Origin of the sequence: Streptomyces brasiliensis, from assembly GCF_014647875.1 — a bacterium.
Classification (GTDB): Bacteria; Actinomycetota; Actinomycetes; order Streptomycetales; family Streptomycetaceae; genus Streptomyces; species Streptomyces brasiliensis.
This window is the reverse complement of record NZ_BMQA01000062.1, coordinates 11,509-36,096: the sequence shown is the minus strand read 5'-3', so window position 1 is coordinate 36,096 and position 24,588 is coordinate 11,509. Positions and strand designations below refer to the sequence as shown.

The 24,588-nt window shown below is 68.8% G+C and carries 24 protein-coding genes and 3 pseudogenes; 17 read left to right on the top strand and 10 right to left on the bottom strand.

What is annotated here, in order from left to right:
* The 3 genes and pseudogenes from IEZ19_RS41355 to IEZ19_RS41345 all read left to right on the top strand — a co-directional run.
* Positions 1 to 119: biotin/lipoyl-containing protein (locus IEZ19_RS41355; protein WP_189316540.1), on the top strand; the 119-nt coding region annotated here is incomplete at its 5' end.
* 405 nt (positions 120 to 524) lie between these two features.
* Positions 525 to 916 (top strand): annotated as a pseudogene (locus tag IEZ19_RS41350) (S8 family serine peptidase); the annotation flags it as partial.
* A 495-nt stretch (positions 917 to 1,411) separates the two neighbouring features.
* Positions 1,412 to 2,311 (top strand): replication-relaxation family protein, encoded by a 900-nt coding sequence (locus IEZ19_RS41345; RefSeq protein ID WP_189316544.1) that lies wholly within the window; start codon positions 1,412 to 1,414, stop codon positions 2,309 to 2,311.
* Between the two features lie 511 nt (positions 2,312 to 2,822).
* Here IEZ19_RS41345 and mftR read toward each other — a convergent pair.
* The 7 genes from mftR to mftA form a co-directional block, all read right to left on the bottom strand.
* Entirely contained in the window at positions 2,823 to 3,494 is a 672-nt protein-coding gene (gene mftR, locus IEZ19_RS41340) for a mycofactocin system transcriptional regulator MftR (RefSeq protein WP_189316539.1), read from the bottom strand.
* Positions 3,495 to 3,720: 226 nt separating this feature from the next.
* Entirely contained in the window at positions 3,721 to 5,268 is a 1,548-nt protein-coding gene (mftF, locus tag IEZ19_RS41335) for a mycofactocin biosynthesis glycosyltransferase MftF (protein WP_189316538.1), read from the bottom strand.
* The gene (gene mftE / locus IEZ19_RS41330; RefSeq protein ID WP_229841444.1) at positions 5,265 to 6,053 is read right to left on the bottom strand and encodes a mycofactocin biosynthesis peptidyl-dipeptidase MftE; all 789 of its coding nucleotides are present in this window, start codon (positions 6,051 to 6,053) and stop codon (positions 5,265 to 5,267) included. Before mftE ends, mftF begins: the two co-directional genes overlap by 4 nt.
* 41 nt (positions 6,054 to 6,094) lie before the next feature.
* Positions 6,095 to 7,294: a pre-mycofactocin synthase MftD gene (mftD, locus tag IEZ19_RS41325; RefSeq protein ID WP_189316536.1), complete on the bottom strand. Its 1,200-nt coding sequence runs from the start codon at positions 7,292 to 7,294 to the stop codon at positions 6,095 to 6,097.
* A gap of 80 nt (positions 7,295 to 7,374) precedes the next feature.
* A complete protein-coding gene (gene mftC / locus IEZ19_RS41320; protein ID WP_189316535.1) occupies positions 7,375 to 8,607 on the bottom strand; it encodes a mycofactocin radical SAM maturase in 1,233 nt (410 codons plus the stop codon).
* Between the two features lie 14 nt (positions 8,608 to 8,621).
* Positions 8,622 to 8,900, bottom strand: a complete 279-nt coding sequence (gene mftB, locus IEZ19_RS41315) for a mycofactocin biosynthesis chaperone MftB (protein WP_189316534.1) — start codon at positions 8,898 to 8,900, stop codon at positions 8,622 to 8,624.
* Positions 8,901 to 8,910: 10 nt separating this feature from the next.
* Positions 8,911 to 9,039: a mycofactocin precursor MftA gene (gene mftA / locus IEZ19_RS41310; RefSeq protein ID WP_189316533.1), complete on the bottom strand. Its 129-nt coding sequence runs from the start codon at positions 9,037 to 9,039 to the stop codon at positions 8,911 to 8,913.
* A 434-nt stretch (positions 9,040 to 9,473) separates the two neighbouring features.
* Here mftA and mftG point away from each other — a divergent pair, with 434 nt between their 5' ends.
* The gene (mftG, locus tag IEZ19_RS41305; protein WP_229841442.1) at positions 9,474 to 11,042 is read left to right on the top strand and encodes a mycofactocin dehydrogenase MftG; all 1,569 of its coding nucleotides are present in this window, start codon (positions 9,474 to 9,476) and stop codon (positions 11,040 to 11,042) included.
* 41 nt (positions 11,043 to 11,083) lie between these two features.
* Here the strand turns inward: mftG and IEZ19_RS51675 are convergent, their stop codons facing one another.
* Positions 11,084 to 11,527, bottom strand: a complete 444-nt coding sequence (locus tag IEZ19_RS51675; RefSeq protein ID WP_229841435.1) for a hypothetical protein — start codon at positions 11,525 to 11,527, stop codon at positions 11,084 to 11,086.
* Between the two features lie 212 nt (positions 11,528 to 11,739).
* Between IEZ19_RS51675 and IEZ19_RS53865 the strand changes: the two are divergent.
* The 4 genes and pseudogenes from IEZ19_RS53865 to IEZ19_RS41275 form a co-directional block, all read left to right on the top strand.
* A pseudogene (locus tag IEZ19_RS53865) lies at positions 11,740 to 12,111 on the top strand (LysR substrate-binding domain-containing protein); the annotation flags it as partial.
* 46 nt (positions 12,112 to 12,157) lie between these two features.
* The gene (locus tag IEZ19_RS41285) at positions 12,158 to 12,304 is read left to right on the top strand and encodes a hypothetical protein (protein ID WP_189316545.1); all 147 of its coding nucleotides are present in this window, start codon (positions 12,158 to 12,160) and stop codon (positions 12,302 to 12,304) included.
* Between the two features lie 60 nt (positions 12,305 to 12,364).
* The gene (locus tag IEZ19_RS41280; protein ID WP_229841431.1) at positions 12,365 to 12,664 is read left to right on the top strand and encodes an integrase core domain-containing protein; all 300 of its coding nucleotides are present in this window, start codon (positions 12,365 to 12,367) and stop codon (positions 12,662 to 12,664) included.
* 377 nt (positions 12,665 to 13,041) lie between these two features.
* Positions 13,042 to 14,235 (top strand): metallophosphoesterase, encoded by a 1,194-nt coding sequence (locus IEZ19_RS41275; protein ID WP_229841446.1) that lies wholly within the window; start codon positions 13,042 to 13,044, stop codon positions 14,233 to 14,235.
* Between the two features lie 250 nt (positions 14,236 to 14,485).
* Here IEZ19_RS41275 and IEZ19_RS41270 read toward each other — a convergent pair.
* Positions 14,486 to 14,833: pseudogene (locus IEZ19_RS41270) on the bottom strand (integrase); the annotation flags it as partial.
* Positions 14,834 to 14,939: 106 nt separating this feature from the next.
* Between IEZ19_RS41270 and IEZ19_RS41265 the strand changes: the two are divergent.
* Both IEZ19_RS41265 and IEZ19_RS41260 read left to right on the top strand, forming a co-directional pair.
* Complete coding sequence (locus IEZ19_RS41265) at positions 14,940 to 15,995, top strand: terpene synthase family protein (protein WP_189316531.1); 1,056 nt, start codon at positions 14,940 to 14,942, stop codon at positions 15,993 to 15,995.
* Positions 15,996 to 16,201: 206 nt separating this feature from the next.
* On the top strand, positions 16,202 to 16,390 hold the full coding sequence (locus IEZ19_RS41260) for a hypothetical protein (RefSeq protein ID WP_189316530.1): 189 nt from the start codon (positions 16,202 to 16,204) through the stop codon (positions 16,388 to 16,390).
* Positions 16,391 to 16,726: 336 nt separating this feature from the next.
* Here IEZ19_RS41260 and IEZ19_RS41255 read toward each other — a convergent pair whose 3' ends face one another.
* Entirely contained in the window at positions 16,727 to 17,653 is a 927-nt protein-coding gene (locus IEZ19_RS41255; RefSeq protein WP_189316529.1) for a LysR family transcriptional regulator, read from the bottom strand.
* A 144-nt stretch (positions 17,654 to 17,797) separates the two neighbouring features.
* On the opposite strand from IEZ19_RS41255, the gene IEZ19_RS41250 reads away from it, so the two are divergent.
* From IEZ19_RS41250 to IEZ19_RS41220, 7 genes are all read left to right on the top strand, one after another.
* On the top strand, positions 17,798 to 18,769 hold the full coding sequence (locus tag IEZ19_RS41250; RefSeq protein WP_189316528.1) for a PDR/VanB family oxidoreductase: 972 nt from the start codon (positions 17,798 to 17,800) through the stop codon (positions 18,767 to 18,769).
* A 65-nt stretch (positions 18,770 to 18,834) separates the two neighbouring features.
* Positions 18,835 to 20,058 (top strand): FAD-dependent oxidoreductase, encoded by a 1,224-nt coding sequence (locus IEZ19_RS41245; protein WP_229841429.1) that lies wholly within the window; start codon positions 18,835 to 18,837, stop codon positions 20,056 to 20,058.
* Between the two features lie 9 nt (positions 20,059 to 20,067).
* Entirely contained in the window at positions 20,068 to 20,919 is an 852-nt protein-coding gene (locus IEZ19_RS41240) for an SDR family oxidoreductase (RefSeq protein WP_189316526.1), read from the top strand.
* Between the two features lie 33 nt (positions 20,920 to 20,952).
* The gene (locus tag IEZ19_RS41235; protein WP_189316525.1) at positions 20,953 to 22,161 is read left to right on the top strand and encodes a cytochrome P450; all 1,209 of its coding nucleotides are present in this window, start codon (positions 20,953 to 20,955) and stop codon (positions 22,159 to 22,161) included.
* A 130-nt stretch (positions 22,162 to 22,291) separates the two neighbouring features.
* Positions 22,292 to 23,140, top strand: coding sequence for an alpha/beta fold hydrolase (locus IEZ19_RS41230; protein ID WP_189316524.1), 849 nt, complete (start codon positions 22,292 to 22,294; stop codon positions 23,138 to 23,140).
* Positions 23,140 to 23,781, top strand: coding sequence for a flavin reductase family protein (locus tag IEZ19_RS41225; RefSeq protein WP_189316523.1), 642 nt, complete (start codon positions 23,140 to 23,142; stop codon positions 23,779 to 23,781). Before IEZ19_RS41230 ends, IEZ19_RS41225 begins: the two co-directional genes overlap by 1 nt.
* Entirely contained in the window at positions 23,778 to 24,572 is a 795-nt protein-coding gene (locus IEZ19_RS41220) for a carbon-nitrogen hydrolase family protein (RefSeq protein ID WP_189316522.1), read from the top strand. Before IEZ19_RS41225 ends, IEZ19_RS41220 begins: the two co-directional genes overlap by 4 nt.
* The last annotated feature ends 16 nt before the right edge of the window (positions 24,573 to 24,588 follow it).

Sequence of the window (24,588 nt, the reverse complement as noted above, 5' to 3'; positions counted from 1 at the left end):
AGGCCATGAAGATGGAACAGCCCCTCAACGCCCACAAGACCGGCACCATCAAGGGCCTCAACGCAGAGGTCGGCGCATCCCTCACCTCCGGCGCAGTGATCTGCGAAATCAAGGACTGACAACCGGAAGGAAGTTCACCGCAGCGGGACTCATTGGCCCGCTGCGCGCGCCCGTCATCGAGGATGCACGATGGCTCGATCAACGATCCAGAGCAGATCGCCCGCCTCGGCATACGCAGGCACAAACGTCTGGGCGGCATCCTCCACGAGTACGGACATGCCGCGTGACCTGCACGGAGGAGGTTTCCGGCAAGCGCAACGTCAACCGCGAGCGGACCCGGCACCGGTGCCGGGTCCGCTCGCGGGGTGAACCGGGAGGTGTCAGCGCGCGATCATGCCGCGCTGGATGTCGTTGGTACCACCGCCGACGACCTACAGAGGTGACCGCCAAGGACACCCAGATCCCGAGCCCAGCCGCTACCGGCAGGACCAACGTCGTCCAGGCCGGAGCCCGCTCCCCCAGGCCGCCGTCTGAACCCCGGTAGAACGGCGAACGCCGCCCGCGCCGCGGCCACCCCGCGGATCATGCTGGACGGCAAGGCCAAGGCGCTGCTGGACCGTAGCACCGCCCAGATCAACGCCCCCACCGCCTGGAAGGCCGGCTACGAGGGCCAGGGCGTCAAGGTCGCCGTGTGCTGGACACCGGTGTCGATGCCAGTCACCCCGACCTCGCCGGCCGGATCGCGGAGGCCAAGGACTTCTCCGGCAGTGGAAACACCCACGACCACTTCGGCCACGGCACACGCGTAGCCTCGATCGTCGGTGGCACCGGCGCCGCCTCCGGCGGGACCCGCCGCGGCGTCGCGCCAAAGGCCGGCTCCGAGTCGGACATCATCGCCGGCATGGAGTGGGCGGCGGCCACCGAGCACGGCCTCCTTCAAGATCTCCCAAACCGTGGATCTTGTCCCGCTGCGCCTCGCCCGCCGGTCCCCTCTCTGTGCTGGCTTGCCCGGCGCCGAGCGCGGAGGCCCCGCCGACGCGCAACAACAGTTCCAAGCCGCTCGATCCCCCGCCACGCCGACCGCCCGCCCCAGCCCGCCCCAAGTCTTTCTCTTTCTGCTTCAGGGGTCGGCTGCGAGAGGCGCATAGGGGGATGTCGGTCTCCCGACCACGCCCAAACAGACGTGGTGAACTGCGGATACATCGTCAGGCGCCCGGTGAGTGCGGAGAGTTGTCGGCAGGGATGCCGGCGGGGCTTTCGGCGGGGTTGTGGGCGTGGTCGGGGGCGGGGTTATCGCAGCGTGACTCTGGTCGGGCCTCCACGGTCGCACGTGTGGTCGGGGCCGGCTGCTGGTCTGTCCGTACGCGCGGCGCCGGGCAAGCGGTGCCGCACCGTACGGGAGGACCTGGCGATGGTGAAGGTGGACGCAGGCGGCGGGGACTGGCTGGCACTGGCGGTACTGGCGCAGTACCGGATGGCGACGACCGAGCAGATGCATCGCGTGATCGCTCCCGGGGTGCGGATCGAGCAGACGCGACGAAGGTTGGCCAAGCTGCGCAACGAGGGCCTGATCGATCGCATCACGCTGCCCCAGGCCGGGCGCACCCGGGTGTGGTTTGCCACCCAGTACGGTGTGCAGGTCGCCTCCGAGTGGCCGGAGTTGCGGGAGTGGCCACCGCCGAAGCTGATCGCTGACCCTACCGCCGCGCGGCTTCGGGCAGGACACGCTCTGGCGGTAACGGAGACCGGGCTCGCTTTCCTGCAGGACGCCCGGCACCGTGGGGACGTGTGCCGGCCGCTGGACTGGATCCCCGAGGTCTACCACGCCCTCGGTGGCGGCGAAGCCGTCATCCCTGACGCCCTCCTGTACTACCGCAGCTGCGGCGACGGCGGTTCGATGCTGCGGGCCTTCGTGGAAGTCGACCGGGCCACCATGGGCCCCGAACGCCTAGCCGCCAAACTCGGCGCCTACGCCCGCCTGCACGCCTACGTGCCCACACCCATCGGCCGCCCACGGCCGAACTTCGGGTTGCAGCCCCTGGAGGAGGACTGGAGGCGCCGCTACGTCCTGTTCCCGCGGCTGCTGTTCGTCCTGGACGGCACCGGCCCCACCGGCATCGCCACGCGCATTCAAGCGCTGCGCGCAGCCACCAGGGCACTGGCGCTGTCCAGCTTCCTGCGCGACGTCCCTGTCCTGGCAGCCCCTCTGACCGACCTGCTCCGCAATGGCCCCTCCGCATCCGTATGGCATCTCATCCACGTCCCGGACCAGGACCACAAGGTCGGCTGGATGCAGTCCCGCCACCCCTAGCGCTCCGCCCGCGATCCCGCGCAATGCTCCCGACCATGTGCCCGACCACAGCAGGTCACAGCGCTGCGCGGCGCCTCTCGCACGCGATGGCTGCGCAACCGCCCAGGCCGCCTCCATCACACCGCCGACATGGCGCGGCCATCATGCCCGACCATGGAGCGACCAGCCCGACCATGGACCCGGCAGGTCACAGCGGTGCGCACACCCTCCGACCGATAGCTGCGCAATGGGAGCTCGATCACGCAACGACGGATGCCGTCCAGGCCCGGGTGCGCAGGATGCGCACCATGAAGTCGCCTGAGGGCGGCGCTGCGCAATGGTCCCGAACACGAATGCGCAGCCGATTGCGCAGATCTGTTATGGACGAGTCCGCAGGCCACATGTGGCTCATCCCCGGGGTGTAAACCGTGGCCCTGGGTCCCCACCGCCGCCGGGACACACCGCTGTCATGCCGGGTCCGGGTAGGTCGGCGCAAGGCGCAGACGCAGCTACAACCCCGGCATGGCGCTGCTCAGGACGTCGGGGCTTGTCCTGTACGACCAGACCTGGCTACTGATGCACCACCGGCGGAGCCGCTCTTGGGCTCGTGGCCGCCGAAGCCGCCTTGGAGTTCGCGCATGGCGGTATTCAACAGCTCGGCCAGGTCAGCGTTCTGGTCGGCGAGCCACTGTTCGTAGGCCGCGATGCAGGTGGCCAGGGTGGCGTATCCGATCTGACGCGGCAGGAGCGCGTCCTGCGGCTGGCCGGTCCGGTCAGCGACGAAGGCAGTGACGACGTGCCGCCAGGAGGCGTACCGGAGGGTGGAGTCGGCCTGGAGTGCCGGCACGCGCAGGATGAGTTCCATTCGTCGGCGATGCCAGGGCACGTCGGCCGGGTTGAACCGGTTGAAGGAGACCACCGCCTCGCGCAGGGCGTCCATCATCGAAACGTCCGACGGGCAGGCGGCGAGGAGTTCGCGCAGGCCCGCCAGTTGGCCGCCGAAGTCACCCCACACCAGATCGTTCTTCGACGCGTGGTACCGGAAGAAGGTACGGCGGCTGATCCCGGCGGCTGCCGCGATGTCGTCGATGGTGGTCTGCTCGAATCCCTTGCTCGCGAACAGTTCGAACGCGAGGCCCTCGAGCCGGTCACGCGACGTAGCGGACGGCCGTCCGATCCGCGGCCCGGGTGAGCCCGTTCTCATGGTCGATTTTGACGCAACCATCCCGACGCTTCCCCTCCGACCACGCTCCACCCGGCCTCTTCGCATCCGGCAACCGCTGCCATCCTCCCAGCATGGGTGATCTCTCCCGTACGCGTCACATGACCGCCCGTGCCTCACCCTGCGTCCCAGCTGCCGCGCGGCGGCCGCAGTCGGACATGGTGAGGTCTTCCGGCCACCGGCGGGAGGAAAGCCCAGCAAGGCGAGCTTACCGAGTTTCATCTATCCGCGAGCCGGACCCAGCCGATGTGGGCGGCGTCCGATCAGGCCCGGTGCCGCACCCCTGCACCATTCGCCCCAGGAGAAAAGCCTTCCATGCGGGCCGCAGTTGCGGCGGCCTGGGGCTCAGGACAATGCGCGGGCGCAGGGCGGCTGTGGAGCGTCCCTTCAGGGCGGAGATCCAGACGCCGGTCCCGTAGGCGAGGTCGTCGAGACGGCGGGCGATGCCGTAGCGGATCGGGTCGAGGTGGGTCGCGTCGCGGCGGTATTCGAGCGTGATGTCGGTGATCGCCGCCAGGGCTGTGGCGCGGCGCATGCGGCGCGAGGCCAGGCAGCCGATGGCGGTGATCGGCCACCAGTGGCGGGTCAGCAGCGCCGATCCCTGGGTCAGGGCGGACACGGCACCGTCGGCGGTGAGCCGTACCGCGTGCCGGACCGGATGGTCTGTGTTCTTCAGCTTCCCGGCGATACGGGCGGTGGCCAGGGCCCAGATGGATCCGGCGACGGGAACGGACCAGCGGCGCTGGGCGAGCAGGGCGAGTGCCAGTGCGGTGCTCCATGGGGCGAGCACGGCGGGGGCGATGTTCCGGGGGTGACGTTGGGCGAGGGGGTGGGCGCCGGTGCCGTAGACGGCCTTCCGGGTGAACCAGTCGCCCAGGTCGGCTCGGTGTTCGTGGGCGGCTTCGACGGATGGCTCGTACCGGATGCGCCAGCCGTCTTCGACGAGGCGCCAGCACAGGTCGACGTCTTCGCCCACGCGCATGCGTTCGTCGAAGCCGCCGTTCTTGGTGAGCACGTCGACTCGCGCGACCATGCAGGCGCTGGGTGCCCAGGAGACCGGTGTGCCGGGACGGACAGCGGCCGGATGTGCCCCGAGGTCGAGGGATGACCGGGTGCTCTCGTAGCGGCCGAGCCAGCCGAATGCTTCGGTGGTGGCCAGCCCTGTGATTCTGGGTACGGCCATGGCGACGCGGGGGTCGGAGAAGTGCCGCAGCAGGGTGGACACGGTTTCGGCCGTCAGCACGATGTCGGAGTCGACGAAGGCCACATAGGGGGTGGTGACAAGGCGTAGGCCCGCGTTGCGGGCACCCGCCGGTCCCATGTTCACCGCCAGCGGTACCAAGTTTGCGTCGTGCTGGGCGGCGACGGCGCTGACCAGGTCGGGGCGGCGTGAGGCGTCGTCCACGACGATGACCGGGCTGCCCGGAGGGATGCTTTCCAGAAGCCGGGCGAGTTCGCGGGGGCGGTCGCGGACCGGGATCACATACGTGCAGTTCGGATCGCCGCCATAGCCCTGTTCGGGGTGCCGCGGCAGGGCTCGGACGACCGGGTTGGCCAGCCCGGTCTCCAGCAGGCGGTCGGCGAGGACCGCGCTTGCCGCATCCCGCACACGCACCGTACGCCCGGTCAGCAGCGGTCGCGCTCGGGGGCTGAGCCGGATCAGTCGGGTCGGGTTTCCACCGAGGAGGGCCCGGCCGTCGTCCAGGACGCGGGTGTGCCGGTCGAGGGCGACCACGAAGCCGTGGGGAAGTGTCATGGGTGCGCGGCTTTCGTGCGTGGAGCGGGTGGTACGGGCGTGTACGCGGCCGGGGCGCAGGGCGGAGTGCTGCGGGACGCGGGGTCGGTGAGCCGGCCCCGGACGTTCGCTCGGCCTGCGGCGATCCGGCGTACGGCGGTGGTCACCATCGACTCGAACGAGGCGCGCCCCTCCTCCGCCGTGGCACCGGTCGGGTCTCCGAGTACTCCGGAGGGGGAAACGGCACGGACGCCACGGGTCGTCAGCTCCGGCATGAGGACAGCCAGCGGACGGGTGTCGCCGACGACCGCTTCCGGGAGAAGGACATCACCGGGCGCCAGGTGCAGCATCACGGATGTCTCCGCACGGCCCGCGTGCGCGTCGCTGCCCGGTGTGTCGCAGCCGAGCCACGCTACATCGTGACCCTCGTCGCGAAGTTGGCCGACTGCGGAGCCCAGCGTGGGTACGTTCCCGCCGTGGCCGTTGACGAAGACGATGCGGCCTGCCCACAGCGACAGGGATCGCACGGTCTCCACCAGGACGACGTGCAACGCGTCGTGCCCGATGGAGACCGTCCCCGGGAAGTCCCGGTGCTCGCCGCTGGCGCCGTAGGCGATGGTCGGCGCCGTCAGCACGGGGCGGTCGGGTCGGCCGGCCGCCAGCCGTTCCGCCGCCGCCTGCGCCACGGACTGGGCGATGACGCTGTCGGTGTTCAACGGCAGGTGCGGCCCGTGTTGTTCGGTCGAGCCGACGGGGACCAGCACCAGCGCGTCCGCTGGGACGGACGGCCACACCGAGCGTGCCAAGTCCCCTGATGTCCCCGGTGGTTTCCGGTGCGACGGCACTGTCAGCCCACTGGGCCGACGGTGCGCGGAGCCCTGGCCGTAAGCGTGAAGCCGTCCGGGACGAAAAGGTCGTCCGGCGACAATTCGTGGACCGAGGAGTGCCCGAGGCCGAGTACGGCGGAGTCGAGTCCGCCGCGCAGGATGTCCAGGACGTTCTCCACGCCCGCCTGCCCGCCCGCGGCCAGCCCCCACAGGTAGGCGCGGCCGATCAGGACCGCACGGGCGCCCAGGGCAAGTGCCTTTGCCACGTCGCCGCCGCGGCGGACACCGCCGTCGAGGAGGACCTCGATCTCGTCGCCGACCGCCTCGACGATGGAGGGCAGCAGCCTGATGGACGCGGGCGTGGTGTCCAGGTTGTTGCCCCCGTGGTTCGACACCGATATGCCGGACACGCCGACGTCGACGGCCCGCTTGGCGTCGTCGACCCGGGACACGCCTTTGAGCAGGAACGGGCCGCCCCACTCCTCGCGCATCCACTTGACGTCGTCCCACGTGGGCGGCGCCGTCTGCATCCACTCGCCGTAAGCGCCGAAGAACGTGGGTGCCTTCCCGCCGGGCGGCTGAAGGTTCGGCGTGGTCAGGTCCGGGATGCGGCCGGTTTTGGCGAACGTCCACAGCCAGCGCGGGCGCGGCAGGACGTTCGGCGCCAAGCTCACCATCGCCTTGAGGTCGATCTTATCCGGGATGGCCGGGCTGCCCCAGTCGCGGCCATGCGAGAAGGACCAGTCCAGCGTGGCGATCAGCGCCTTGGCTCCCGCCGCCCGCGCACGTTCCATGCGCTGCGACATGGCGTCCCGGGTACCGGTCCAGTACATCTGGTAGAAGGTGTTCGGGTTGGCCTCGGCGACCTCTTCGACCGGCTTGCTGGCGAAGGAGCTCAGGCCCATGATCACACCGCGGTTCGCCGCCGCGCGGGCGACTGCCACCTCACCGTCAGGATGGACGGCCTGCACACCGGTCGGCGAGATCACCACCGGAAACGCGGACTCCACCCCGAGCACCGTCGTGGAAAGGTCCCGCTGCGCATGGTGCCCAACGACGCGCGGGGCGAACCCGAGTTCGGCGAACGCGCCCGTGTTGTCGTCGAGGGTGCGGCCCCGTTCCGAGCCGGCCACCAGCGCCCCGTAAACGGTGCTCGGCAGGTATTTCTTGGCGCGGCGCTGAGCCTCCGCGACGGACTCGAACCAGGGATTACGGCCCATGATGCGGCTCTTTCTCGGTAAAGGGTGTGCAGGGGCGGTGACGAAAACGGCGACCTGAACGGCGCCGAGGGCGCGGCGTGCTAAGTGAAGCTCGTGCCGGCCAGTGGGTCCTCGGCGCAGGCGCTGACCGGCGGCCGGTCCAGGTCCGGACGGCGTGTCAGCACCAGATCCACCGTGCCGGGGCGCCGCGCGGGCTCAGTGCGGTGCGAGTGGTCACCAGACGGCTTCGGGAGGTGGCCGTTGTCCTTCGGGCGTCGAGCCAGCAGTTGCTCGCCATGCCCCTGGACGCATTCGGGATCGGGTCCGTCCAGGGGCAGACCGGTGAAGAACTTCGCCGCCATACAGCCGCCCTTGCAGGTGTCGTAGAACGCGCACGAGGCGCACGCACCACCACTCTGCGGTTCGCGCAGGCTCCGGAAAAGTTCCGATTCCCGCCATACCTCGGCGAAGCCGCCCGGCCGACGGATGTTCCCGGCAAGGAACTCGTCGTGGATCGCGAACGGGCATGCGTACACATCCCCGACCGGGTCGATCAGACACACGACACGTCCGGCGCCGCACAGGTTCAGACCCGGCAACGCCTTCCCGTACGCCGACAGATGGAAGAAGGAGTCACCCGTGAGCACGTGGTCGCCGTGCGCCACCAGCCAGTCGTACAGCTGCCGCTGCTGCTGCGGCAGCGGATGCAACTCGTCCCACACATCCGCGCCGCGCCCGGAGGGACGCAGCCGGGTCAGCCGAAGCTGCGCACCGTAGCGATCGGCGATGGCCTTGAACTCGTCCATCTGCGGGATGTTGTGCCGGGTGCACACGACCGAGAGCTTGAAGTTCTTCATCCCGGCATCGGCCAGGTTGCGCATCGCACGCAGCGCCGTGTCGTACGACCCCGGGCCGCGCACCGCATCGTTGACCTCGGCCGTCGCCCCGTCCAGCGAAATCTGCACGTCCACGTAGTCGTTGCCGGCCAGCCGCCTCGCGACCTCGGGTGTGATCCGTACGCCATTGGTCGAGAACTTGACACCGACGTGGTGTGCGGTGGCGTAATCGAGCAATTCGAAGAAGTCGGGGCGGACCGTGGGCTCACCTCCGCCAATGTTGACGTAGAAGACCTGCATGGCCTCCAGTTCGTCGATGACGGCCTTTGCCTCCGCCGTGGTCAGCTCGCGCGGGTCGCGGCGCCCGGAGCTGGACAGGCAGTGCGTGCAGGAGAGGTTGCAGGCGTAGGTGAGTTCCCAGGTCAGGCAGATCGGTGCGCCAAGGCCGTACTCGAAGAGGTCCACCAGGCGCGACGCAGCCGGCGCAGGCCTCGACATCTGCGGAACTGTGGTCATGGAGTTGCCCTTTCGACGACCATCGACGACTGGACGAGTGCGGTTAGGGCCTGCGCGTACCGCGGTACGTCGCGGTCGTCGATACCGGCGGCCAGGCAGGCCGCTCGCGCGGTGGGCGCCGTCGCCAGCGCCTGGACGACCGCGAGCAGCCTGCGGTCCTTGAGGAAGGAGAGTTTGCGGGTACCGAAGTGGTACAGGAGCGCGCCGAAGGGTTCCGGCCGTACCGAGACCTGCGGGTGCAGGTCCCAGGCACGGTCCAGGTTCAAAGTGGCCATGTGCGCGGGCCTAGTAGACGCCGCACATGCCATCGATCGAGACCTCCTCGATCAGGGCATCGCCCTCGAAGAGCCCATCGGACGACGTGATCTCGTCGGCTTGGTTCTGCTCGGCCTCGGCGGAGTTGAACTCGTTCACGCGGTTCTCCCTCGGAAAACAGAAGTGTGCGGGTGGATGCCGGCCTTGGGGTGCATGTATGGAAGTGACTGCGGCCACCTGTGCGCGCGATCCGTGCGCGTGGAACGGACTTCAGGCAGGACAGCCGAGCGCACCCGGGGTCAGGAGCATCGCCGGCCCCGTCGTTCAGATACCGGCGAGAATATTGGCATGGGGTGTCAAAAGAAAAGGTGTCTGGCGGTAACAATTTCGCGGACCACGGCGAGGACTCCGTGCACACCACCCGGCCGGTCCCTCCGAACTTCGCAAGCCGAGCGATGCCCTTGCAGCGACAGCCATTGGAGCCCGTCCCGCGACGATCACGGGGCTTGCGCTCCACAGCCGGAGACGGCTTAAGATCCCGTGCCCATGGAACGGTTCCGTCTCCCCTTTCGCATCGCCGCGGCACGGCTTTCGTGAGCCGCCGACCGGATGTCGTCGTGGTCGGCGCCGGAGCCGCCGGTGCGGTGCTCACGGCGCGCCTGACCGAGGATTCCGACCGGACCGTGCTGCTCCTGGACGCGGGGCCCATTCCACGCGGCAAGGACGGATTCGGCCCCGCGCTGCTGGACGCCCGACTGGTTCCGGGCGCACAGCCGAACCATCCCGCCACTACGGCTCATCCGGTACGTCTCACGCCGGAGCGGCCGTGGCTGGTCACGCGCGGACGCATCCTCGGCGGCTCGACCACCGTGAACGGCGGCTACTTCATACGGGCCCGACGTGAGGACTTCGACCGTTGGGCCGCCGCGGGCAATCCAGCCTGGGCCTACGACGAAGTACTGCCGTTCCTGCGCACTCTGGAGAGCGATCTCGACTTCGGTCCGAGCGAACTGCACGGCGGCCAGGGGCCGATGCGGATCCGGCGCAACCGCATCGAGCATCCGGCCGCGCTGGCCTTCCACGACGCCGCCCGCCACTTCGGCTATCCCACCGACCCGGACAAGAACGACCAGGCACCGCCCGGCTTCGGCCCCGTGCCGTCCAACGCCATCGACGGGGTGCGCCGCAACACCGGACTCAGCTACCTGTCACCCGAGGTCCTCGACCGCCCCAATCTCACCGCCCTCGGCGGCTGCCAGGCCCGTCGTGTCGTCATCAAGGACGGCCGCGCCACCGGCGTCGTCGTCGAACACGACGGCCGACGCATCACGATCGAAGCGGACAGCGTCGTGCTCAGCACCGGTGCCCTCTCCACCCCCCATCTGCTGCAGCTCTCGGGCATCGGCCCACGCGCCTACCTCGAACGACTCGGCATACCCGTCGTCCGCGACGCCCCCGCCGTCGGCGCCCACTTCAGTGACCACCCGCAAGTCGTCCTGGACTGGACACCCCGCGAAGACCTGGACGACCCGGCCGATTCCTGGCTCGGCGGCTGCCTCCACCTCACCAGCACGGGAGGCCCTCCCGATGGAGCCGGCGCCGCGGGAGACCTGGAAATCCTGCAGTCCCTGGTCCCCATGTCGGGCCTCGTCAACGGTGTCGTGCGTGTTCCTGAGGCACCCCTGTCATTCCTCGTGTCCGCCCAGACGCCCCGGCCGACGGGCCGCCTGCGCATCCGGTCCGCCGACCCCGACACACCACCGGACATCGACTACAACTTCCTCAGCACTGCCGACGACTTCCGTCGCCTGCGCGAGGTCATCCGCGTCACCGCGGCCCTGATCGACACCCCCGCGTTCGCCGACATCTCCCAAGGCCTGCTCGACCCCGGTCACGAAGTCCTGGACAGCGACCGAGCCCTGGATGACTGGATCCACGAACACCTCGGCACCGCCCAACACACCTGCGGCACCGTGCCGATGGGGCCCGCCGACGATCCCGAACACGGCGCCGTCGACCAGTTCGGACGCGTCCACGGCGTGCGGGCCCTACGCATCGCCGACACCTCGATCCTGCCGGACACTCCGCAGCGAGGACCTGCGGCGACCGCCGTCCTGATCGGCGAGCTCATCGCCGACGCCATCCGTCGCGGCCGTCGGTGACGCCTGAACTGAACCAGCCTGCCGCTTCACAGGTGCCTGCATCAGTGGCCGCCCGGTTGACGTTCGGGCTTGCTGGCAGCTCTCCGGCAGCACCTCCGGGTTCGGGCGCAGTTCTTCGGTGAGGCCATCCAGGTCGAAGGCCCGAAACTGGTGGGCGGCCAGTCCATCGCCTGTGTCTGGACGGTCAGGTGAGCGACGGCCCGGCCCGGGTCGAACTCGGAGTAGAGCAACGGCGTGTGCCCGACGTAACCGCCCACCAGCAGCTTCAACGATGAACGGTGACGCTTGCTCAGCAATCGGAGCAGGACGGCGAGCACGGCGCGGTCCCCGCGGGTGAAGGCTGGCTTGGGACTGCTGCGCTGCAGGACGGCCAGCTGGTGCCCGAGCACCGGTATCTCGACATCCTTGGCCGCGGAGGAGGGAGCCAGCAGGCGCAGCCAGCCGAGCAGGAGGCAGCCGAATCGGTAGACCAGACGGAACGTCACGCTTTCCAAGCGAGCGCCGACGGGCTTGCGAACACCCTCGAAGTGATCACATCGTAACCCTGAAGCCGCAGCTCAGCACAGGTGACAGGACTGTCGGCACCCACCGGCCTGACCCGTTGGGCGGGCTCGGCCACGGGCTCCTGCGACGTCGCCCGTGACAACACTCCGGAGAGATCCTCACCAGCGCATGTCGACTGACCGCCGAAGGCGTCGTGATCGCGGAGTGGGCTGCCAGGCTGCTGGATGTCGGGGCCGAGGTGGACGCCGGCATCGCAGCTCTGCGGGCCGACCGGCGTGACCGGCTGCGGGTCAGCGCCAGCTTGACCATCGCCGAGCAGCTCCTGCCGGGTTGGCTGTCGTCCTTCCGCGCGCAAGAACGACCGGGCAGCGCGGCCCCGGAGATCATACTGACCGCGATCAACACCGCCACGGTCATCACCCACGTCACCGAGGGCACCGCGGACATCGGATTCACCGAGGGCCTGCAGCGGCCTGCCGGGCTCCACGGCCGGGTCGTCGGCCACGACAGGCTCGCCGTGGTCGTCAGGCCGGGGCATCCCTGGGCCCGTCGACGCCTTGGGGACGCTCGCGGTCGCCGGGGCTTGGTGGCTCGTACCGCGGATGACGGCCATGCGGACCGTGACCGCCGTGCTCGCCGTCCTCGTCCTGCTGGCCGGTGGCGCCGCCCTGTACCGCGTTGGGCCGATGCTCCACTGCTGGGGCTCGGACCGGATCGCCCGCGCCTCCGAGGGTGCCTGCATCTGTTACGCCTTCTGAGCGACCGTCTTCGAGGCCGGGGAGATCGAGATCCTCAAGAGTGCCCAGCAAGTGCCTCGGATGAACGCCCACTGCGAGCACGTGATCGACGCCACCCTTCGCGAGGCCCTCGACCATGGCCTCATCATGAACGAGGCCCACGCCCGGCACGTCCTGGCCGCCTACGAGCGGCACCACAACGAACACCGCCCCCACCGGGCCCGCAACCAACTCCCCCCCCCGGCGCCGACCAGCAACCCACGGCCGTACACAAGCCCGAAAACCGCCGACTCCTGCGCACCCGCATCCTCGGCGGCCTCATCAACGAGTACCGCTACGCAGTTTGACCTGCAGCGACGAGCTTCCGAGCCCCTACCCTGAGGACCGCCTACGCTGCCGTGTCCAAGGGCCACCGGGAACCGGGCGGCACGGCGCGCACTACGGTGGCATCGGCACGGGCGCCTCGGCAGGTTCACCGTCCGGGGGCGACGTGCCGACGGGTGTCGCGACGACCGGCCGGGGCCGGAGGCCCACGGGCGGCGAACACACCGTGTGCAGCGTGAGACAGGGGCAGTTATGAGCGACGGAAGGGCACCGTGACCGATACCGAAGACACGCGGCAGGCCGGATCGGATCGGCCGCGCCGGCAGGTGGTGGCGCCCGCGGATGCCGCGGACGAACCTGCGAACGAGGCGAGGGCCGAGGGGCGCGGGCCTGCGCCGGTGGCGGGCACCGAGGCGGACGAGCCCGCCACGGAGGTGAAGGCGGGGCCGCGCGCCGGTGGATTGCGGCTCGTCCGGCGCGTGTTTCCGCTGGCGGCACCCGTGATCCTGTGGCTGGTGCCGTGGTGGGTGCTGGTCTTCGGTGGGCAGGACTGGCCGGCCTGGGTGAAGGCTGGTGGCAGTGTCCTCGCGCTACTCGGGCTGGCGGGCATGCCATACGCGATGATGCGCGGGCACGGACCCCGGCAGGAGGATGCGGCGGCAATCGTCGGGGACACGCTGCTCGGCATCGTGTGGGTGGTGTTCACCTGGTCGGTGCTGGTCGGGATCCTCCTGCGCGTCGCCCTGGTACTCGGCGGCGTCGGCGACGGGGTCCAGCGCGCGAGGATCGTCACGTACACCGTCCTCGCGGTGTCGGCGCTGCTCCTGAGCTGGGGCTTGTGGGAGGCACGACGCGTACCCCGCGTCCGCCGTGTCGACGTCGAGCTCGAACGGCTGGGTACCGGCCTTGACGGCACCCGGGTCGCGGTCATCACCGACACCCACTATGGCCCGTTGGACCGGGCCCGTTGGTCGGCGAAGGTGTGCTCGGCCGTCAACTCCCTGAATCCGCACCTGATCTGCCACGCCGGTGACATCGCCGACGGCACCGCCGACCGGCGGCGGGCGCAGGCCGAGCCGCTCGGCTCTCTCCACGCGCCGCTCGGCCGCGTATATGTGACCGGCAATCATGAGTACTACAGCCAGGCACAGGGCTGGGTCGACCGGATGACAGAGCTCGGCTGGCACGCCCTGCGCAACCGCCACCTGGTTGTCGAACGCGGCGGTGACCTGCTGGTGGTGGCCGGTGTGGACGACGTGACCGCCGAGCACTCCGGGCTGCCCGGCCACCGCGCCCACCTCGAGGGCGCGCTGGAGGGCGTGAGCCAGGATCTGCCGGTGGTATTGCTGGCCCACCAGCCGAAATTCGTGGGGCAGGCGGCCACGGCCGGAGTCGACCTGCAGATCTCAGGACACACCCACGGCGGGCAGATGTGGCCGTTCCACCACCTGGTACGCATCGACCAGCCGGTGGTGGCCGGCCTGTCCCGGCACGGGCGACGCACTCAGCTCTACACCAGCCGCGGCACGGGTTTCTGGGGGCCGCCGTTCCGGATCTTCGCGCCCAGCGAGATCACACTCCTGGTATTGCGTGCGGCGGGGCGGACGGTCGAGGAGCGGACGGCGTAATCACGTCCGCTCCTGGGTTGGGGCGTTACGGCAAGCGGCCGCGGGATAACGTGCCCGCATGCTGTTCGAGGACGATCTGAGCGCCCGCATGGCGGACTTCCGGTCCGGGAGTGGAGCTCGAACTCGCCCTGCCGTACGTTGACTTCGTCGTAACATCGCCGGAGTTGGCCGAAGCAGAGACCGCCGGCTGGGACGATGGCTCACTTCCATCCTCACGTCATGCCCTGGTCCGATCTCGACCTGCCGTGTGGTGTTCGATGACGGCGAGCACGTGCAGCCTGGCACCGGTCAGGGTGACCGCCTCGAAGAAGTCGCAGGCCAGCAGGGCGTCAGCCTGGAAGCGCAGGAAGTCGGCCCACGTACTGGAGCCCGGGCGCTTGGGCCGGGACCGCACGGCATGCCGCCGGGCGACCAGGTCACGATGCCGGCGCAGCACCGTCTCGAGGCGCACCAGCATCCGCAGCCGGCGCAGCACGTCCATCGGGAGTCGGTGCAGCAGCGCCAGGATTTCGATGTCCTTGTCCCGTTCGCGCATCGGCAGCAGGCGTAGCAGCGCGAGCGCATTGCTCACGCCGAGGTAGGTCAGTCGCAGCAGCACAAGCGAGGGCGCCGTGTCCCGGCGGGGCGGGTAAAAGCCGGTCCGCAGGGAAAGATGACAAGGTGCGGTCCTTACCCGTGCTGTAGCGGGCTGGAGGGGAGTTCTCGTGAGACGAGCGCCTGCAAACGCAGGCACCGAGATCGCAGGGTGGTCCATCCCAGGGGACGGCGGGCAACGGTTTGCCCCCCTGCAGTGCAAAACCCGGGACCTCTCGCTGCTCAACCCCGGCGTTGCCCACGTAGAGCCGCACGTCACGGCGTGGGCGCAGGAAGTGGGGCTGCTGTCTGCGGAAGCAGTTGAGCAGGCCCACAGGGAGCGCCATATTGCCTTCGCCGGACGGGTCTGGCCATGGGCACCCCCGGAGCGGCTGGCAGAGCTGTCTCGCTTGGCCCTGTGGATGTTCGCCGTCGATGACCGCAGCGACGCCCGCGGGGACGATTCCGACGCGGTCGACACAGAGCTGCAAGCCATGACGCGCATCGTCACCTGCACACAGGATGTTGTGCCCGAAAAGGCGCCGGGGACCGTACGCGTCCTGGCAGAGGTCGTGCCCCGGTTGGCCGATCACATGAGCCCCGCGTGGAGCGACCGCTTCCGCCAGCATCTGGCGGAATGGATAGACACCAACCGGGACATGATCCGGCGCCGGGTGGAACGCAGCGTACCCACGCCTCATGCCTACGTCGCCTGGCGCCGGGTCTCCGGAGCGGTCGGCTGGTGCTTCGACCTCACCGAATACGCACAGGATGCGGAACTCACCGAGCCGGTGTGGTCCTCGCCCGCCTGCCGACAGCTGCGGGATACCGCCGCCGACATCATCTGCTGGACCAACGATCTGTACTCCCTCGGCAAAGAACTACGCACCGGCGAAACCACCAACCTCGTCCTGATACTGCAGCACCATCACCACTTGACGCTGCAGGACGCTGTCAACGAGGTGCACCGCCGGCTCTCCCTGCGAATCACCGAACTGCCTGCCGCAGTAGTCAGTCTGCAGACCACCGCCCTCGCCATGAAGCTGACGGTGCAGGAACAGGCCGCAGTTGACCGGTACGTGGACGGGATCCGCGCGTGGGCTCGTGGATTTCTCGAATACAGTCAGGAATCGGCACGGTACGCCGAGGCCCCCGTTACCCCAACAACGGCAGGGCTGCGGTTGTGAGCCGGGATTACTTCCGAACGGGCGACCGATCGACGTCCGCCCGACCGACTCGGGAAGCCTCCTGGGCGCACTGTCAGCTCGCCGGACCGCTCCCGGTCATGCTGCCGGCCCTTCACCGGCTGGCGGTACGCCCCGGAAAACCCCGAGGCCGGCCCCGGGTTCGACGACTCGTCCTGGCGGGTCTGCGACCTCACCACGTCCCACAGGTGGCGCGCGAAGAGCACAGCTGGGCCAACCACGCCTTCAAGTCCGAGGTCAGCACCACCCTCAACAACCGGCTGAGGGTGACCCGACCCTCCACCTTCGGCAGCCGCAGCCGGCAGCAGTACGGCCTGCTGGGGCCGGTCCCCCTGACGCCCTACGCCACAGCGGCCGTGGCGTCCGACCACGGCTGACAACACGTCCCGTCCCGACCGCGCCGGGAAACCGCACGCGCCGGGAGGACGCAAGAACGGCAGCGCGGAGTCCTGGTCCGCGACGCCGGCGCATCACACCAGTCGAGGCCTCGGCTGTCGGCTGTGATCGCGCGGGCCAGCCGATCAGCGTGCGCGCGGATCGCCGCTACCAGATCGAGTTGCCCGCGTCTGAGCACCCACTGCAGCTGGAAGCCGTTGCTGACCGCCGCCTGCCCTCCCGAACCTCGATTTTCCGATCAGCATCCAGCGGAAACTCGCACATCACATACGGTTTGCGGATGGCTTCTCAGTAACGCCCTCTCAGGACGAGGGAGATCAGCTGCGCCCCCTTGCACGGGGAGCCAATTCCTCTCGCGCAAGGGTGAGGAACCGCGTGACTGCCTCGGGGAGTTCGCGTTGTTTGGGCCAGACGAGTTCCAGCGTCAGGGTGCGCTGGCCCTGCGACAGAGGGCGAATCTCAACAGGGCATCCCACATTGGTTCCGGTGGCTTCATGGACGCTGACGGCGACGCCGATCCCTGCGGAGACCTGGGCCAGTACGGCTTGGTGCTGATTGACGGTTCGGATGTCGGGTCGACGGTCGGAATGCTGGGCGAGCTCGGAGAGCACGAGGTTGCCAAGTCCGGGGAAGCGCGAGGTGGCCGGCGGGGCGAAGATCGGGTGATGCGCCAGGGCGGACCACGACAGCACTTTCGGCCAGGTGCCGCGCGGAGGCAGGACCGCGACCAGTTCGACCTCGCCCAAGCGATGCATGTTCACTGAGCTGCGATTGAGTTGAGCGCTCAGGTCGTGGTTGCTCGTGGTCATCAAGGCGACGTCGACGGTGCCGTGTTCCAAACCCGCGAGGGCCTCTTCGGGGCGGAGGTCGAGGATCTGAATGTCGACGGAGGGTGCGACGCGGCGATAGGCGGCCAGCACTCGGGGCAACACGGTCTGGACGTAGGGCATGTAGGCCACCAGGCGGAGTGAGCCGAGGACGCCCATCCCGTGCCGCTTGAGTTCGGCGGCGAGCTGGTCGGACTCGCGCACGATCTGCTCGCCGCGCTCCATGAGTAGTTGTCCCGCTTCGGTCGGGATCACGCCGCGGCCGGTTCGCTCGAGGAGCTTCACGCCGAGTTCGCTCTCGAGAGCGGCGAGTGTCGTGCTCAGGGGCGGCTGGCTCATGTGGAGCGCCTTGGCGGCAGCGGAAAGCGATCCATGGCGCACGATCTCGACGAAGTATCGCATCTGCCGAAGTTCCATGGACCGACTATACGGGAACGCTATGGCTTCATACGGATCGATGTGAGTCAGGCCGCATCCGCTCTCAGCTCGCTTACGTTCGGGACATCGATGCGCTGCCCCGCAGTTGTGTCACCGAAAATCGTTCACTGCAAGGGAGCAGTCATGTCCCAGGCCGACGACCGGAACGCGACGCCGTTCGAGCTCAAGGTCGACTCGATCCGCATGGTCGCTGATGGCGTGGCCGAGCTGGTCCTCGTGGACCCGAGCGGCGCCCCGTTGCGCGCGTGGGAGCCGGGCGCGCACATCGACCTCCGGCTTCCCAACGGCTTGGTCCGCCAGTACTCGCTGACCTCTGATTCCGGCGATGGCAGCCACTACCGCGTCGCCGTGTTGCGCGAGCCCAACGGCCGCGGCGGCTCGGAATACATCCACGGCGGGCTGCGTGCCGGCGACGTGCTGGTCTGCGACGGCCCTCGCAACAACTTCGCCTTTCTCCCGGCGAAGTCCTACCGCTTCATCGCCGGCGGCATCGGAATCACTCCGCTGCTCCAGATGATCGAGAGCGCTGAGCACGCGGACGTCCCGTGGACTCTGGCCTACTTCGGGCGCAGCGCGGCCTCGATGGCATGGGCCAACGACCTCAAGGCGCGCTTCCCCGACCACGTCGAGGTGCGCCCCGATGACATCTTCGGCATGCCGGACCTGGGTACGGCACTGGCCGGCATCGCCGAGGACGAACTGATCTACGCCTGTGGGCCGCACGGGCTCCTCGACGCCATCGCGGCGCATCTGGACGAGCAGGCCCGAGGGATCCTGCACGTCGAGCGCTTCGCGCCGATCGACGCCGAGGCGCTCGTGGCGGACCGGCAGGCGTTCAAGGTCACCTTGGACCGTTCGGGCATCGACCTGGAGGTGCCGGCCGACAAGTCCATCCTGGACGTGATGGAGGAGCACGGAATCCCGGTGGTCTCCTCCTGCCGCGAGGGCACATGCGGGACGTGCGAGACCGCGATCCTCGCAGGATCGGTCGAGCACCGTGACTCCATCCTCTCCGAGGACGAGAAGGCCGCCAACGAAACGATGATGATCTGTTGCTCCCGCGGGATCGGTACGGATCTGGTCATCGACGCCTGAGGTCGTCCCTGGAGGCCATGGGTCGCGCGACCCACACATCACACGCGAGAAGGCAGGAGTGCGTCGTGACGACTGACACGACCAGCAGTAACGAGATCAAGCCCGTTGTCATCGTGGGGGCCGGCCCAGTCGGGATCCTGAACGCGCTCGGCATCGCCCGACAGGGAATCCCGGTCACGGTTCTGGAGCGGAACGACGATGTCGTCCGTGCCCCGCGCGCGGTGGTCTACCACTGGGCGACGCTCGACGGGCTCGACCGGCTCGGCGTCCTCGGACCGGCGGTCGAGGCCGGCTTCAAGAAGCAGGGCTACTGCTTCCTGAACTGGCAGACCGGTGAGCGGGTTCGGTACGGACTCTCCATCCTCGAGGGCGAGGTCACCCACCCGTACAACCTGCACCTTCCGCAGGACCGGCTGGTCGATGTCGTCCTGGGGATCATCGAGCAGGAGTCGCTTCCGGTCGACGTGCGCTGGGGCCGCAAGGTCATCGGCCTGCAGCAGTACGACGACCGTGCGGTCGTCAGCGCTGTCTGCGCTGACGGGTCTCCCGAACGGCACGAGGCCCAGTGGGTCGTCGGTGCCGACGGAGCCGGCAGCGCCGTCCGCACTCTGCTGGGCATGTCGTTCGACGGGTTCACCTGGCCTGAGCGCTTCGTCGCGACCGACGTCTACTACCCCTTCGAGGAGGAGGGGTACGACCAGACGACGTTCGTCGTCGACGAGGAGTTCGGCGCGATCATCGTGAAGATCGACAACTCGGGCGACAGCGGCCTGTGGCGCTACACGTACAGCGACCCGGTGGCCGAAACGCCCGAGAGTGTCGAGCAGCGGATGCAGGGGTTCTTCAGCGCAGTGCTGCCGCACGAGGACCGGCGCGAGTTGCGTGCCTACAACCCGTACAAGATGCACCAGCGGTGCGCGCCCGCGTTCCGCCTGAACCGCGTGCTCCTCGTCGGGGACGCCGCGCACGCCACCAACCCCAGCGGCGGCCTGGGACTGACCGGCGGACTCTTCGACTCCTACGTGCTGATCGACTCCTTGTCGGCAGTCATCCACGGGCAGCAGAACGACTGGGTGCTCGACCGCTACGCCTACGAACGGCGCCGCATCTTCAAGGAACTCGTCTCGCCGACGGCGTCGGCGAACAAGAAGCTCGTCTTCGGTTCGACCCGCACCCCGGAGGGTCAGGCGGCGTGGGCGCGCGTCCAGCTTCTCGCGCATGACGAGGACCTCGTCCGGTCCCGGCTGATGTTCACGAAGTCACTCGAAACGCCGGCACTGGCCGTCTAGGAGAGATCAATGACCACCATGATCAACAAGGCCGCGGTCGTCACCGGTGGCGCCAGCGGCATCGGCTTCGCTATGGCGCGCACGTTCTTGGCCCAGGGCATGAACGTCGCCATCGGTGACATCGAGACCGCAGCGCTCGACGATGCCGTCCGACAGCTCCAGGAGGTCGCCGGCGACCTGAAGGTCATCGGTGTCCGCACCGACGTCACCTCGTTCGACGACGTGGCCCGGCTGTGCGCAACGGCCGAGGAAGCCTTCGGTCGGGTCGACGTCGTGTGTGCGAACGCGGGTGTCGAGACCGGCGGCCGCTTCCTCGACGTTTCCGACGAAGCGTGGCGCTGGGTCATGGAGGTCAACTACTTCGGCACCCTGAACACCGCTCGCGCGGCGGTGCCGGTGTTGGAGAAGTCCGGTGACGGCCACCTGGTGATCACCGGGTCGTTGGCCGGGTTCGCTACGGGTACGCCCTTCATGACGCCGTACTGCGCGTCGAAGATGGCGATCCTCGCGCTCGCGGAGTGCCTCGAGGTCGAGTTGCGCGCCGCTGACAGCAACGTCCACGTGCATCTGCTCGCGCCGGGTCCGGTGCAGTCGCGCATGATTGACGCCGAGCGCAATGCGCCCGCCGGAATTCCCCTCAACGAAGACCCTGACCGGCGTCAGTTCATGGAGGACTTCCGCGCCCGACAGAGCGCCGAGGGACTCCCGGCGGAGCACGTCGCGGAGATGGTTTTCGACGCGATCCGCGACCAGCAGTTCTTTGTGCTTCCGCACCAGGATCGAGCGGTTGCGGCACTGCGCCGCCGGCTCGACTGGGTCGAGTCCGGCATCGCGCCCGCCAGCCGAGTCCCCGGCACCTGATCTCTCAATCTCCGAGAAGAAAGAGACGTCCTGATGAGTACCGAAACCACGACGGCTCCGTCGATCCCGAGCACCGACATCGACCCGTTCGCGATGGAGAGCCTGCGGGACCCGTTCGCGGCAGACGGCGCGGTGCGCGAGCTCGGTCCGGTGGTCTACATCGCCAAGCACGACTACTACGCCGTGACCCGTTTCACCGAGATCCGCAAGGGGCTTCGCAACTGGCGCACCTTCTCCTCGACGGACCGTCCCTTCTACGAGGACTCCGAGTTCCGTCCGCGCATCGTCCTGTTCGAAGAGCCGCCGGCACACACCCGCACCAAGTCGGCCATCATGGATGTGCTCGGCCCGAAGAACCTCGAGTGGATGGGCCAGTACTTCAAGGAGCAGGCGGACGCGCTCCTGGACCGCGTACTCGACCAGGACACTGTCGAGGTCGACGGCTACCAGGACCTGGCGACCGCCTATGTGCTGAAGGTCTTCCCCGATGTCATCGGCATGCCGACGGAGGGCCGCGAGGCGCTGCTCAAGTTCGGCAACGCGACCACGAACGCGTTCGGGCCGGCCAGCGAGCTGCGCGACCAGAAGCTGGCATCGGGCGGCGAGGCCGTCGCTTGGGTCGAGCAGAACATCAACCGTGACGCCCTGACCGGCGACGGACTCGGCGCCCAGCTGTACGCGATGGCCGACGAGGGCCGGATCAGCGGGCCGGAGGCGCGCGACCTGGTCAAGACGGTCTTCGCTGCGGGCTTCGAGAGCACGACGGCTGGGATCGCTGCCATGCTCCGTGCGTTCGGGGACCATCCGCAGGAGTGGCTCAAGCTGCGTCAGGACCCCGAGTTGGTCGCCAAGGCGTGGGAGGAGTCCGTTCGTCTCTACCCGCCGAACCGGTTCGGCGGCCGGTGGGTGCCGGACGGCGCCGATGTGGCGGGTCATCGGATCCCGGCCGGAGCCAAGGTCTTGATGATGTGGCTCGGCGCGGCGCGCGATCCGCGTGAGTTCGATCAGCCCGACGAGTTCATCATCGATCGAGAGATGCCCAACGGGCATCTCTCCTTCGGATTCGGGCTCCACACCTGCGCCGGCAACCTGGTGGCTCGCCTTGAGGCGACGACCCTGCTCCGGAGCATGGTGGAGCGCGTCGCCGGCGTCGAGAGCGCGGGGGAGCCGCGCACCGGCGTCAACTACCAGGGGTTCGCCCACGAATACGTCCCGCTCCGGCTTCGCCGCGGCTCGCTCTGAGGACGAGGCAGTACCCGTGAACAGCCAATCACCACACGCTCAAGCCGAGCCGACACGTCGTCGCCGTGGCGGATTCTTTCTGGCAGGCGAACGGAACCCTGCGGCCGGCCCCTCGACCGGGACAGCCTGGGTGCAGTGGGAGGCGCCCGCGGACGAGGAGGACTGGAAGGATCCAGTCGTTCTCGTTCACGGCGGCGGCGGCCAGTCGACCGACTGGATGTGGGCCGTCGACGGACAACAAGGTTGGGCTGAGCTCTTCGTCCAGGCCGGGCATCCCACCTACCTCCTGGACCGTCCTGGTCATGGCCGCTCCGTCTGGGATCCGCAGGTGATGGGTGAGCGAAGCCAGGTTCCCGACACGGCTCTGCTGGCGAAGCTCTTCCAGGTTGACGAGGACGAGCTGGAACCCGGTGCCGACAGCCGATTCGGTGCCGTCGGGGCATCGAGCACCGGCCTCCTGGTCGAGGCCGAGTCGGCCCAGCGCCGGGACGCCGCATGCCTTGCCCGGCTCCTGGAGCTGACGGGCCCCGCGATCGTCGTCACCCACTCCGCCGGGTCCCCTGGCGTGTGGCTGGCGGCCGACCGGAGTCCGGATCTGGTCAAGGTCGTGGTGGCTGTCGAGCCACTCGGTCCTCCTGGTGGGGGAGAGCGTCATGCTCGCGCCCTGTCGGAGGGCATCACCGCGTTCCCGTTGGGCCTGTCTCGAGCGGCTGCGGACGGGCGCGCATCGGGGCTAGGGCGGGTCCCCGTCCTGGTGGTGACCGCTGCATGCTCAGGTCATCGCAACGCCGACCGGCAGACCGCCAACTTCCTGAGCGGGCTGGGCGTTGCGGTCGAGCATGTCGAGCTGGACCGGCACGGCCTGCACGGTGACGGCCACGGCGTGATCTTCGACCGCAACTCCACCGCCGCCTTCCACCTGGTGCACGGATGGGTGCGCGACTCCCCCACGGCAATGACCCCCTCGGAAGGCGTGTGATGCTGAGTTATGACGTGGAAGCGCTGCGCACGAACGACGCGTACAAGCTGATCACCGGCGTGGTGCAGCCGCGGCCGATCGCTTGGGTGTCGACGATCTCCCCGGCCGGGGTGCGGAACCTGGCGCCGTTCTCGTTCTTCACGATCGCGTCGCGCGAGCCGGTGACTCTCTTCCTGTCGATCGGCGCCACCAGCCGTCCGGGCCACGAGCTCAAGGACACCCTGGCCAACCTCCTCGCCACGCGAGAGTTGGTCGTCAACGTCGTGTCCCTCCCGGCACTGGAGGCGATGGTCCGATCCTCGGCCGAGGTGCCTGAGCACATCGACGAGTTCGACTACGCCGGACTGGACGCTATCTCGTCCGACGAGGTGTCGCCCCCTCGTGTCGTCCAGGCAGCGGTGGCCATGGAGTGCCGCGTCGACGAGGTCAAGCAGGTGGGGACCGACACCGCGGTGTTCGCACGGGTCGTCCGTCTGCACGCGAGTGACGGCATCGTCAACGACTCGTTCCACGTGGACAGCGCTGCGTTGCAGGCAGTCGGCCGCATCGCGGGCGCAACTTATGCCGTCGACCCGGTCGCCTATCCTTCACCCCCGGTTCCGCAGTGGGCCTTCGCCGAGGAGCAGGAGGCCGCGGTATGAGCTTGTTCACAGCCGCCGCGGTTCAGACCACCGGCGAGCCCCTCGACCTCACCGGGAACGCGGCACGCATTGAACGCCACGTCCGCTGCGCCGTGGACGACGGAGCGAAGCTGGTCGTCCTGCCGGAGTTGTGCCACACCGGCTACACGCTCTCGCCGCGGCTGTCCGAGGTGAGCGGGACCCTGCCAGGGGCGAGCAGCGACTTCCTGTGCGGCCTCGCCCGCGAGCTGGACACGACCATCGTCACGACGATCGCTGTCCTCGCCGACGACGGCGGGCTGCAGAACGTGGGCCTGATCGTGAGCCCGGACGGGATCGCGGCGACCGGCGCCAAGCGAGGCCTGTGGGGAGGCGAGCCCGAGCTCTTCACTCCCGGCCCTCCGGGAGAGCACATCGTCGCCGATACGCCCCTCGGGCGCGTCGGCGTAGCGATCTGTTACGAGGCCGGATTCCCTGAAGTCGCGCGGCAGCTCGCGGTGGACGGCGCCGAGATCATCGCTCTGCCGGCTGCTTTCGGCGCGGCACGCCTCCATGCCTGGAAGCTTCTGACGCGGTCGCGCGCGCTCGAGAACGGCTGCTACCTGATCGCGGCGAACAGCTTCGGCTCCTCCGGCAGCCTCGCGTTCTGTGGGCACTCGACCATCGTCGACCCCCACGGTCGCCGGCTTGCCCTGCTCGCCGACACTGAGGGCCGGATCGTCGCTGATCTCGATCCAAGCGTCGTTCGTGATGCCCGAGCAGCCATCCCGTACCTGCACGACCTGCACCGCGTCACCGGCTCCCTGGGCTGAATCATCCATCCGCCTG